The sequence below is a fragment of the Ornithinimicrobium pratense genome, assembly GCF_008843165.1.
Taxonomy (GTDB): Bacteria; Actinomycetota; Actinomycetes; order Actinomycetales; family Dermatophilaceae; genus Ornithinicoccus; species Ornithinicoccus pratensis.
In genome coordinates this window covers 1,158,392-1,169,331 of sequence record NZ_CP044427.1, presented here as the reverse complement: position 1 = coordinate 1,169,331, position 10,940 = coordinate 1,158,392, and the positions used below count along the sequence as shown (strand labels likewise).

The 10,940-nt window shown below is 68.5% G+C and carries 12 protein-coding genes; 2 read left to right on the top strand and 10 right to left on the bottom strand.

The window, feature by feature from the left end:
- Window positions 1–72 precede the first annotated feature (72 nt).
- A complete protein-coding gene (locus tag FY030_RS05260) occupies window positions 73–504 on the bottom strand; it encodes a VOC family protein (RefSeq protein ID WP_158060589.1) in 432 nt (143 codons plus the stop codon).
- A 103-nt stretch (window positions 505–607) separates the two neighbouring features.
- On the opposite strand from FY030_RS05260, the gene FY030_RS05255 reads away from it, so the two are divergent.
- Window positions 608–1,654: a helix-turn-helix transcriptional regulator gene (locus FY030_RS05255; protein ID WP_202879765.1), complete on the top strand. Its 1,047-nt coding sequence runs from the start codon at window positions 608–610 to the stop codon at window positions 1,652–1,654.
- Window positions 1,655–1,913: 259 nt separating this feature from the next.
- The gene (locus FY030_RS17275) at window positions 1,914–2,474 is read left to right on the top strand and encodes a DUF1990 family protein (RefSeq protein ID WP_202879764.1); all 561 of its coding nucleotides are present in this window, start codon (window positions 1,914–1,916) and stop codon (window positions 2,472–2,474) included.
- 125 nt (window positions 2,475–2,599) lie between these two features.
- Here FY030_RS17275 and FY030_RS05245 read toward each other — a convergent pair whose 3' ends face one another.
- The 9 genes from FY030_RS05245 to FY030_RS05195 form a co-directional block, all read right to left on the bottom strand.
- Window positions 2,600–3,133, bottom strand: coding sequence for a DUF2382 domain-containing protein (locus FY030_RS05245; protein WP_158060587.1), 534 nt, complete (start codon window positions 3,131–3,133; stop codon window positions 2,600–2,602).
- 163 nt (window positions 3,134–3,296) lie between these two features.
- On the bottom strand, window positions 3,297–4,259 hold the full coding sequence (locus FY030_RS05240; RefSeq protein WP_158060586.1) for an L-lactate dehydrogenase: 963 nt from the start codon (window positions 4,257–4,259) through the stop codon (window positions 3,297–3,299).
- A 1,126-nt stretch (window positions 4,260–5,385) separates the two neighbouring features.
- Window positions 5,386–6,102 (bottom strand): SRPBCC family protein, encoded by a 717-nt coding sequence (locus tag FY030_RS05230; RefSeq protein ID WP_158060585.1) that lies wholly within the window; start codon window positions 6,100–6,102, stop codon window positions 5,386–5,388.
- 82 nt (window positions 6,103–6,184) lie between these two features.
- The gene (locus tag FY030_RS05225; RefSeq protein ID WP_158060584.1) at window positions 6,185–6,808 is read right to left on the bottom strand and encodes an ArsR/SmtB family transcription factor; all 624 of its coding nucleotides are present in this window, start codon (window positions 6,806–6,808) and stop codon (window positions 6,185–6,187) included.
- Between the two features lie 203 nt (window positions 6,809–7,011).
- Entirely contained in the window at window positions 7,012–7,836 is an 825-nt protein-coding gene (locus tag FY030_RS05215; RefSeq protein WP_158060583.1) for an ABC transporter permease, read from the bottom strand.
- Complete coding sequence (locus FY030_RS05210) at window positions 7,833–8,810, bottom strand: ABC transporter ATP-binding protein (protein WP_158060582.1); 978 nt, start codon at window positions 8,808–8,810, stop codon at window positions 7,833–7,835. The genes FY030_RS05215 and FY030_RS05210 overlap by 4 nt, the downstream gene beginning before the upstream one ends.
- 1 nt (window position 8,811) lies before the next feature.
- A complete protein-coding gene (locus tag FY030_RS05205) occupies window positions 8,812–9,591 on the bottom strand; it encodes a hypothetical protein (RefSeq protein WP_158060581.1) in 780 nt (259 codons plus the stop codon).
- A complete protein-coding gene (locus FY030_RS05200) occupies window positions 9,588–10,457 on the bottom strand; it encodes an ATP-binding cassette domain-containing protein (RefSeq protein WP_158060580.1) in 870 nt (289 codons plus the stop codon). The genes FY030_RS05205 and FY030_RS05200 overlap by 4 nt, the downstream gene beginning before the upstream one ends.
- Window positions 10,454–10,828 carry a GntR family transcriptional regulator gene (locus FY030_RS05195; RefSeq protein WP_158060579.1) on the bottom strand — a complete coding sequence of 125 codons (375 nt, stop codon included), beginning with the start codon at window positions 10,826–10,828 and terminating at the stop codon, window positions 10,454–10,456. Before FY030_RS05195 ends, FY030_RS05200 begins: the two co-directional genes overlap by 4 nt.
- Window positions 10,829–10,940 lie beyond the last annotated feature (112 nt).

Below are 10,940 nucleotides of genomic sequence, written 5' to 3'. Positions count from 1 at the left end.
GTCCGGGCGGCGCAAGGGCTCGTAGGAAATCACTCTGGCTCGCCTCGTCGAGGACTTCACCTCGAGCAATGGTCAGCCGCTGTAGGGCGGGACGACGTCCAGCACCCAGGTCACACCGTAACGGTCGGTCACCATGCCGTACAGCGGTGCGTAGCCGGCCGGCGCGAGGTCGGCCCGCACCGTGCCACCGACGGTCAGGGCATGCCAGTAACCCGTGATCTCCTCGGTGTCGGTGCCTCGCACCGATACGTAGAACGCGGCAGTCCCTGGGTGGTAGGACCGTCCCGGAGGGACGTCGAAGGCCATCACCGAGAACCCTCCGGGTGCGCTCACCCCGCCCCACTTGATCTGCTCGGCCACGGCGCCGTCGGCGGTGTCCTGCTCGTCCCCGGCCTGGGCGAAGGTGAAGGCCATGACCTGTCCGCCGAAGACCTGGGCGTAGAAATGCAGCGCCTCAGAGGCCTGTCCGCGGAAGTTCAGGTGCGTGGTGGTGGTGATGCTCATCTCGGGCTCCTTCTCTGCTGACGCCACCCCGTCGGTGGCGATGGGATGACTCTCTCCCGGGAAGAGGACAGGTTGGGTCCTGTTCTGGAGCATCATGAGGAGCATGACCGAGAGGAACCGTACGTCGACCCGGCTACTCACGCTGTTGTCCTTGCTGCAGGCCCGCAGGGACTGGCCAGGCGCCACCCTGGCCGACCGGCTGGAGGTCACGCCCCGCACGGTGCGCAGGGACATCGACCGGCTCCGCCAGCTCGGCTACCCCGTGCAGGCGTTCAAAGGGCCCGACGGGGGTTACCGCCTGGAGGCCGGCTCCCAGCTCCCGCCACTCCTGTTCGACGACGAGCAGGCGGTCGCGATGGCTGTGGGCCTGCAGCTCGCCGCCACGGGTGGCGCCGGCCTCGGTGAAGCCGCCTCCCGGGCCCTGACCACGGTGCGTCAGGTGATGCCCGCCCGACTCCGGCACCGCGTCGACTCTGTCCAGTTCACCCCTGTCGCCTCACACCGCGCTCCCGAGGTCACGCCTTCGGTCCTGGCGGCACTCAGCTCAGCGGTCCGCGCCCACGAGGTCCTGCGCTTCGACTACCGGAAGGACGAGGCAGCTGCCGGGGCACCAGTTGCGGCGGGGCCGACACCGGTCATCACCCCGAACCGGATCCCTCCTCCCCCCCGCCGCGTCGAGCCGCACCATCTGATCACTCGCAACGGCCGCTGGTACCTCCTCGCCTGGGACCTGGACCGCGGCGACTGGCGCACCTACCGCGCCGACCGCATCACACCCCGCCTCCCGACCGGACCCCGCTTCGCACCCCGCGACGTGCCCGGTGGTGAGCTCGCCACCTTCGTCAACGGCCTGTTCAAGGGCTCCACCGACGGCTCGGACGCCTGGCCCTGTACAGGCACCGTCGAGCTCGCCCTACCTACCTCTCAGGTGACGCCGTACGCCTACGACGGCATCGTCGAGGATCTTGGGCCCGAACGCTGCCGGCTCACCCTGGGCGCCTGGTCCTGGATCGGCCTGGCCGCCGCGATCGCCCGGTACGACGCCGATATCCTCGTTGTCGGCCCGCCCGCCCTCGCCGATGCCTTCCGCACGCTGGCCCACCGGTTCACCGCGGCGGCGGCGACCACCTCGCCCCGCTCAGCACGGTAGCCGCGCCCGCATAAGGGGACGAGCGACTGGCGGTATTGGCGTCCCCCAGGTCGCTGGAGGTCGTCGCCCGAGCCTGACGTAGCGACCCAGACTGAGCAACGGATTATGCGGAACATCCGGAACCTGCCGCTGTCGCGCGGAGCGACCATGCCACGGGCATGACAGTCGCTGAAGCGGGCATGATGTCGCTATGCCGGTCCATCGTCTGGGTGAATCTCAGTCCGTTGCCCTGCGGGCATAGCCGTTCTCATACGCCCCTGTGGGGGTTATCGACGGACCGGCACCGCGCGACTTTCATGCGATTCACCGGTCGGTCCTGCTACGACGCCGAGACTTCGACGCCGCGGCGCGCGAACTGCTCGGCGGCCAGATGCACGACCGCGCCGGCCTGGAGATGCACATCTCGAACGATCCACTGGAAGCCGGCTCCGTGGTTGTGCTCAGGCTAGGACTGGGGCGGTTCTCTTTACGGATTCCGTGCCGAGTAGTCGACGTCGTCCACGAGCCGCACCGCCGAGGATTCACGTACGGCACCTTGCCTGGGCACCCGGAGGCCGGCGAGGAACGTTTCCTCCTTGAGCAGCACCCCGATGGTCGCCTGTCCTTCACGATTACCGCCTACTCGAGGCCGGCGACAACGCTGGCCAGAGTGGCTGGACCGCTCAGCCGAACTGCACAGCTCGTGATGACCCGCCGTTACCTCAAGGCCATGGATCACCGCTCACAGCGCCGCGGTGAGACATCCGGATTCGTCCGAGGTCCGGGCAAGAAGGCAGCATCGGCCCACCGACCCAGAACAACGGATCGCACGAACCCCTGAAGAATGAACACCTCGATCGCTGGCTTCCCGGCAAGGGAACCTATGAGCCGCCCCGGGTTGCGTCGCAGTGCTAGTCGCGGCTGATCCGACTGGGGGTAGCGATGTCTTGTGGGTGGGAGACCTGCTCAGGTGTCGAGGCGGTCGGCGTGGTCGAGACCGTCACCCTCGACCACGATCTCCTCGTGGGAGACGTCGCTGCTGATGGTGCGCTCCTCGGTAGTCACGCTGCGGCGCAGCATCACCCGCTCGACGGGGACGACCTCCATCGTGACCACGGGGCGCTCGGCGTAGAGGACCATCTCCACGTCGTCGTCGGCGCGCGCCTCACTGAGACGTGCCTCGGGGCGGCGCGCCTCGTCCTGGGCGCGGTCGGAACCGAGGGTCTCGGCGTCGCTGCCGCGATCGTGGAGCGGGGCAGCGCTCACGTCGGCGGCGTCCTCCTCCACGACCTCGAGCTCCTCACGGCGCACGGTGACAGTGATCGTCTGCTCCTCCTCGACGACCCGCTTGCGCAGGACGACGCGGCCGCGGGCGACCTGCTCGGTGCGGACCCGCAGCTCCTCACGTCGGGTGACAAGGCTGGCGTCACTGTCGTTCCGCAGGTCTGCGTCGTGCTGGTCGTCATCGCGAAGGTGGGTGTCCGTGGGACGGTCGGTCATGGCGTGCTCCCGGGTTGTCGAGGGTTGGCACCGATGCCACCACCGATGCCAGGGAGGGCGGTGCCCCGTTGCCGTCCAGGCTCGCACGACCTGTCGCCCGTGGCGACCGGGGAAGCCTGTGGCGCCGCGCCTGCCTGCCCGAGCCGGTGACGAGGCCGGTTCCTCAGGCGTCGACCCGCTCGGCCGTGCGACGGATGGAGTCGGCGCTCTGCCGCAGCAGCCGGCGCTCGGCGTCGGACATCGGGACCTGCAGCCGCTCCATCGCGCCGCCAGAGCCCACCACGGTCGGGATGGACAGGCATACGCCGTCGATGCCGTAGTCGCCGGTAAGCATGGTGGACACCGGCAGCACGCGCCGCTCGTCGCGCAGCACCGACTCAACGATCTGGCAACAGGCAAGTGCGACGGCGTAGTTGGTCGCCCCCTTGCCCTCGATGATCTGGTAGGCCGCGTGCACCACGTCGTGGGCGATCGCATCCCGCGCGTCCTCGTCGAGCACCCCTCCGTGGCGTCGCGACCAGTCGACCAGGGGCACACCGCCGACGCTGGCCGAGCTCCAGAGCGGGAACTCGGTGTCGCCGTGCTCACCGACGACGTAGGCGTGGACGTTCTGGACCGCGACGCCGATCGTGTCCGCGATGCCGTACCGCAGGCGCGAGGAATCGAGGACGGTGCCTGACCCGAAGAGCTGCTCCGGCGGCATCCCCGTCATCCGCAGCGCCGCGGTCGTCACCACGTCCACTGGGTTGGTGACCATGATGTAGGTTGCGTCGGGCGCTACCTCGAGCAGGCGCGGCATGAGCTTCTTCGTCAGCAATACCGTGCTCTCGGCCAGCTCCATCCGGCTCTGGCCCGGCTGCTGCTTGGCGCCCGCGGTGACGACCACCACCCGCGCGTCGCGGCAGATCTCCACGTCGTCGCTGCCGTCGATCGACCCCATCGGCGTGAACGACAACCCGTGGCTGATGTCGAGCACTTCCGCCTTGAGCTTGGCGGCGTTGATATCGTGCAGCACTACGCGACGGGCGGTGCCGCGGACGAGGGCGGTGTAGGCGATCGTGGCCCCGACGGAACCCGCGCCGATGACGGCGACAGTGGGCGGCTGCCTTTGGGTGCGTGCGCTCATGGGCCTATCCTCCCCTGTCAGATGGGGTCGTGCAGACCTTCGACGCACCGTGACGACTGACGGGTCTACGTCGCCCCGCCCCCGGGGGTCGAAGCAGGTATGCCGTGGTGCGTTTCGCCCTCGCCGGCCGCCTCGCGACCTGGCAGCCGTCCTTGCCGACGTCGAGACCCCGACCTCACTCTCGTGCCGCGGGTCGCTCGCACGAATGAGCGGGTCGTCGGATCAGACGGGCGAGCCCTCAGGCCCCGATGTCCTTTTGCGACGCCCGTGCCAGGCGTTCGACGAGGTCGTCCGCGATGGGTTTGCGTGGCGAGAAGGTGATGCCGGTCTTGGTCGCCTTGAGGCCAGCCACCCCGCGCAAGCGTTCCAGCGTGGGTTGGAACGCTCGACTCTAAGGGGTTCTAGCCGATCGATGCCTCGCTGATTCCATACCTGAGGGACGGTTTCACTTCCCCCCGGCTCAGTCTGGCCACTCAGCTCGGGCGCGCCGTCGACCTGCCGGAGAGCCTGCCGGAGAGGTATCTGTGGGGTGCGTCAGATCGCATCGTGCTCGCGAGTATGACGAGGCCGTCCGCTGGTGGCTGGCAGAGGTCAACGCCCAGCCGTAGCCGAGCCCCTGAACGGAGCAGCACCCCCGCTCGGTCTCGGTGAGCGGGGGTGCGGCAAGCTCCTGTGGCGCCAGTAGTCCCTTACCTCGCCTACAGGGACGGCCCGTCGCCTTGCACGGCGCCGACCGTTTCCTGTCACAGCATACGGCAAAGGTTGGGTAAAGGGAACCAAAAGACAGTGGGCCCACGTGGGGCGGGGTCCGTTCTTGTGTTCGATGCTCGCGCACCTGCCGGCGCCCCCTCCCCCGCAGGTGCGTGTAGATGAAGGATCAAGTAGGGTTACTCACTGGTTGGCCCGCCCCCGTGGCGGTGTTGCCCTCGCGCCTCCTGTCGCCGTGACCGGCGGGAGGCGCTGCTCATCCCGCAACGGGACCGGGTTAAGCGGGGCTGGCGACCGATTGTCAGCCTCCCGGGGCGGCCGAGGTGAATGGCCAGCGCTCAGGGAATCGGTAGGGGGTTGTCCTTGAACCAGGAAGTCGCGTCCGGGTACCGGAGCACGCGCGCGAGGCCCGTCGGCCTCAGGCGAACACCCGAGCCAGCCAGTCAGCCCAGGCCTGCTCGGTGGCCTCCCGATCGATGTCCGCGTAGATGTAGTGGCCAACGGCCTGGGGCATGCCCATCGCCGAGTTGTCGTGGAAGCGATAGAGACCGTCGGCCGTGCGGAGCGCGAGGAAGTTGACGAACGGGGGATAGGCGAAGTCGACCACGCCCTCGAGCGCGGGCAGACCCTGGGGAGTCAGGCGCAGGTGCCGGCCCTGTTCGAACGGCCCTTGCACGCCCAGGGCCTTCTCGAGCGTGGCCCAGGATTCCGGGGTCCCCGAGGACGCCGGTCCCTGGGCGGTAACGAAGTGAGCGGGCCGGTTGGCGAAGTGCGTGAGGTACTGGGCCAAGGTGTGCAGATACATGTCCCAGCCGTAACCGGTCATCTCACCGAAGTCGAACTCCGCTTCCCAGTCGTCGCCGAGGTAGCCACTGTGGACGAAGGTGAGGGTGGTGGTGCTGCCGTCGTCAGCGGAGATGAGGTACTCGAACGCGTGGAAGGCGCCGTTCTCGGCCTCCGGCGTGCGCACGGCCAGGCGCTCGTTCTCGGTGGCCGACACCTCCATCCCCTCCCCCGGCTGGTAGGGGTCCGGGGACCAAGCGGCCTGACCCTCCGGGGTGGCGATCGCCCGCCACACCTGTTCTGGCGTGGCCTCCAGGACGACGGTCTTGCGGATCTCGAAGTTCTTCGACATGACGGTGCTCCTGAGGAGTGGTGCGGGACGGGCGGGGACGGCGTTCGGCGTCGTCTCTTCTTGGTCGACGGTTCAGTGGTGGTCAGTCGGTCGGGGAAGGAGGGCCGTCGACGGTGCCCGGGACGGCGGGGTGCAGGGCGATGACCAGACGATTGAGCTTGCCCGTGCCGGCCGTCCCCGACTGCTGGGCGGTGTGGTGCTTAGCCACCAGCTCGGTCACGGCTGCCGAGAGCTCTCCGGTGAAGGCGGCTCGGTCCGCGGCAGAGGCGAAGCGGATGTGACCGTCCATCGCGAACGTCGCCACCGGTCGTCCGGCCTGCTGGGCTCCGCTGAGCAGCGTGCCCACGTCGCGCACCAGGCGGGAGGCGAGGGCCAGCAGCCAGCGAGCCGAGAGCCGGTCCGGAGCTCGCCCCGGGTCGGGCTGGATCGGGCCGAGTGTGCCGGGTGAGATCACGTACGAGGCGGAGGTGGCCTGCAGCACCCGCTCGATAAAGTTCCCGCGGTGCCGCTCTGCCACCAGCTCGATCAAGCCGTGCTGTTCGAGGACCTTCAAGTGGTAGTTCACCCTCTGGCGGGGAATTCCGAGCCGGACGGCGATCGTCGACGCCGACCCTGGCTCGATCAGAGCCGTCAGGATCTTGCGCCGTAGAGGATCCAGCGACGCTTCGGCGGCCGCCGGGTCCGCGATCATGCTCACCTCGTGCATGGCTCCCATCCTGCCCCTTGACAAATTTGTTTGTCAAGAGCGGAAGCGGATGCCGAGTGACTGGCTGACCGACCCCCGGACCTAGGGAACCCGGTCCGTCGACGAGCCGAGACTGCACCTGCTCGGCTACGACGACTGGACCGGGTTCGCCTCGGCCACCATCATCGGCGGCAGACGCACCGCCAAGTCGGCGGCAGTTGCGATCACTTCCAACGGAAGACCTTGACCGCCACGGCGAAGGTGAGCACCGTCCACAGAGCCATCGAGATGAACTGCTCGGTCGGGAAGTCGCCCACGCCGAACCAGGCGGTGGTCATCGCCTGGCTGGCGCCGCCCAGCGGCATCCAGGTGGCGATCGTGCGGAGCATCTCCGGCATGATCGGGCCGGGGGTCCACAGGCCGGCGAAGAACAGCAACGGGAAGTAGATGAGCATCCCGATGCCGCTGGCCGCGGCCGCCTTGCGCATCACCCCGCCCAGGATCAGGCCGATCCCGAAGACCGATCCGATCGCCAGCGGCAGCGTCAGCAGCAGCAGTCCCCAATCGACCGGCAGCGGCACGTCCAGGAACACCACCGCGATCGCCACCGCGGCGACGCTGCCGATGGCCAGCCAGAAGAGGTTGACGCTGGCCAGCGCCACCAGGATGCCCTGCGGTGCCATCGGCGTCGTTGAGAGCCGGCGTAGCACTCCCTTCTCCCGGTAGGTTGCCAGGTAGGTCGGGAACGAGGACAGCCCGGCGGTCGCTATCGCGACGCAGACCATTGTCGGAACCATCAGGTCGATGACCTGCAGGCCGGTCCACGGGCCGGCGTCTTCAAGGCGCTGGTCCATGCCCGGGATCGCCAGGCCCATGCCGAGCAGCAACACGGTGGGGAAGGCGACGACGAAGAAGAGGTTGCCGTAGTCCCGGTTGAAGACCCGGAACTCGGTGCTGATGAGGCGGCCCAGTCCGGGCATACCCCCGCGGTGGGCGGGAGCGTGGCTGGACGCGGCCTTGCGGGGTGGTGTCGAGGTTGTGGTGCTCATGAGGACTCCTGCGGGGTGGTGACGAGCTCGACGAAGACGTCCTCGAGGGAGCGCGCCTGGGTCTGGACCTCGTCGGGGATGACATCCTGCTCGCTGAGGGCGAGCACGACGGCGGGTAGTACCCGGTCGGTGCCGGTGATCATCCAGGCACGGCCGGCCGGGGTGATGGACGTGACCTCGGCCAGGGCCTCCAGCCCCAGCGCGGTCGGGGTATGCCCGTACGGCAGGGCGATCCGGAACGCCCGACCGCCGTCGGTCGCGCCGGTGAGCTCAGCCGGGGAGCCGTGGGCAGCAACGACGCCACCCGCGATCACTATGAGCCGGTCGCAGAGGCGTTCGGCCTCGTCCATGAAGTGGGTGACCAGCACGATGGTGACGCCGGAGTCCCGCACCCGCTCGATGAGGCCCCAGGTCTCCCGGCGGGCCTGCGGGTCGAGCCCGGTGGTGAGCTCGTCCAGGATGGCGATCTCGGGGCGGCCGACCAACGCCAGCGCGATGGACAGGCGTTGCTTCTGACCGCCGGAGAGGTTGTCGAAGGGGGTGTCGGCCTTGTTCTCCAGACCCAGCAGCCGGAGCAGCACCTCGGGGTCCTCAGGGTCCGGGTAGAACGCGGCATACAGGCGCAGGGCTTCCCGCGGAGTGATCTTGCCCTGCAGGGTGGACTCCTGGAGCTGGATGCCCAGGCGCTCCTTGACGTAGGCAGGGTGCCTGCTCGGGTCGACGCCGAGCACCTCGACCTCGCCGCCGTCGGCCTGGCGCAGGTTGGCCACGATCTCGACGGTGGTGGTCTTCCCGGCGCCGTTGGATCCGAGGATGCCGAAGATCTCTCCCCGGCGTACCTCGAAGGACACGTCGCGCACGGCCGGCGTCCCGGCATAGCTCTTGCGCAGGTGCTGCACGCGGATCACCGGATCACCGGTGTCGTGCCTCGACGGCGGCTGTGGTCGTGCCGTCACATCGGTGGAGGTGCTCATGTCAGGACTCCTTTGGTGACAGGGTGAGGGTGCGGATCAACAGCAGGTAGGCGGCAGCGGCCAGGGTGATGATCGCGATGGCGATCACCGGGTGCCAGAGGCCGAGATCAACGGCGAGGTTGCCGGGCAGACTGTCCGGGGCCGGTCCCCAGGGCCGCCCAGGGGAGTTCGGGCGGCCCCCGAGGGCACCGACCAGGATGACCGGTGCCAGCGTGAGCGGCAGGGCCGCGGTGCCGAACAGCCCGCCGAGGCGGTAGTAGGCGGTGTGGACCAGCAGGCCAGAGATGTTCGCGGCGCAGAAGACGAGGAACAGGCTGGGCAGGTGCGGTGCGAGGGCACCGAGGGCCAGCCGCTCGGGGTCCGAGGCCAGCCCTGCCTGCCAGCCGAGCGCCTCGAAGATCCAGCGTTCCAGCACCAGGAAGACAGCAAACGCCGCGGTGAAGAGCGCGGCCATGGCGACAGCCGTCAGCACGGACCCGACGGAGGTGGCGCGGCGGGTGATCCCGTGCATCACGATTGTCGGGGTCAGGACGCCGCACATGATCATCAGCGAGAACGGGAACCAGATCCCCGCCTGCTGGCCGAACTGGACGATCGATACTTCGGGTGTGGTGATCCGAGTCATGATGAGCGCCGCCACGACGGCGATGCCGACCATGATGAGCAGGAACCACTTTGAGACGTACAGGCACACGCCCATCGTGGTGTCGAAACTGCGCATCCACTGCGGGCGCAACGACTGGGGCGCGGGGGCAGGGCGGGCAACGGTGGACGTGCTCATCGCGGGTCCTCCTCGGTCAGGTGAATGAACAGGTCTTGGAGCGGGACGGCACCGACCTCGATACCCGCAGCGCGGGCACGTTCCAGGTCGCCGGCGTCGAGCTCGCCGTAGACGGTGACCTGGCGCGTGGGGCCCAGGTCACGGGTGCCAATCACCGGCAGCCCGGAGACGAGGTCCGCTACCGTGGCCGCCGGCCCGGTCAGGGTCAGCCCCTGGGTCCTGACGTCGTCGGCCTCGTCCTGCATGACCAGGGCGCCGCGGTGCAGGATGGTGACCGTCTCGATAATCGGTTCCAGCTCTGCGATCAGATGGCTGGAGATGACATAGGTGCGCGGGTTCTCCGCGAAGTCAGCGATCAACTCGTCGTAGAAGCGCTGCCGGGTGGGCGCGTCCATCCCAAGGTGCACCTCGTCCAGCAACGTCAGCGGTGCCCTGCTCGCCAGTGCGATGATGGCCCCGACGGTGGAACGCTGACCGCGGGACAAGGTGTTCACCTTGCTCTTCGGCCGGAGACCGAAGGCGTCCACCAGGTCGTCGGCATACGCTCGGTCGAAGGTGGGACGCAGTGTCTCCACCATCTCCAGGGTGTCGGAGATCGGGTCGTCGACCAGCACGTCGCCGCTCTCGCGGACCAGGCAGATCTGCTCGGTCAGGGCGCCGCGTTCCCACGGGTTCTGCCCATCGACGCGGACCGAGCCGGAGGTGGGTCGACGACCGGCCGCGATCAGGGAGAAGAGGGTGGACTTGCCGGCGCCGTTGCGCCCGAGCAGGCCGTGGATGCGACCGGGGGCCCAGTCGAGCGAGACCTGATCCAGTGCTGTGGCGTCTTTGAAGCGGACGCTGACGTTCTCGAGGGTCACGTTCATCGGTCCGTTCCTTTCCGGGGGTAGTGGTCGGTGATGTAGGTGATGAGCTGCTGGGGGGTGATGCCCAGGTGGGCGGCCTCGGCCAGCACGGCGGAGAGCCGCCCCGAGAAGAAGGTGTCGCTGCCCCGGGTGCGCAGCAGCTCAGCAGCTCCGTCAGCCACGAACATGCCGACGCCGCGCTGCTTGTAGAGGACGCCTTCGTTCACCAGCTCGGCGAAGGCCTTGGCGGCCGTCGCGGGGTTGATTCGGTAGGTGGTCGCGTACTGGGTGGTGCTCATCACCTGCTCACCTTCGGCGAGGGCGCCGGAGAGGATCTCGCCGCGGATCGACTCGGCGATCTGGACGTAGATGGGCTCGCGTCCGTCGAACACGCAGCCTCCTTGGTCATGTGGTTCATTACATGACTAATGAACCACAGAACGCACCCGCCGTCAACCGTGCGACGAGATCGACCCCGCGTTCGTCTGCCGAGGCAGGCGAGGT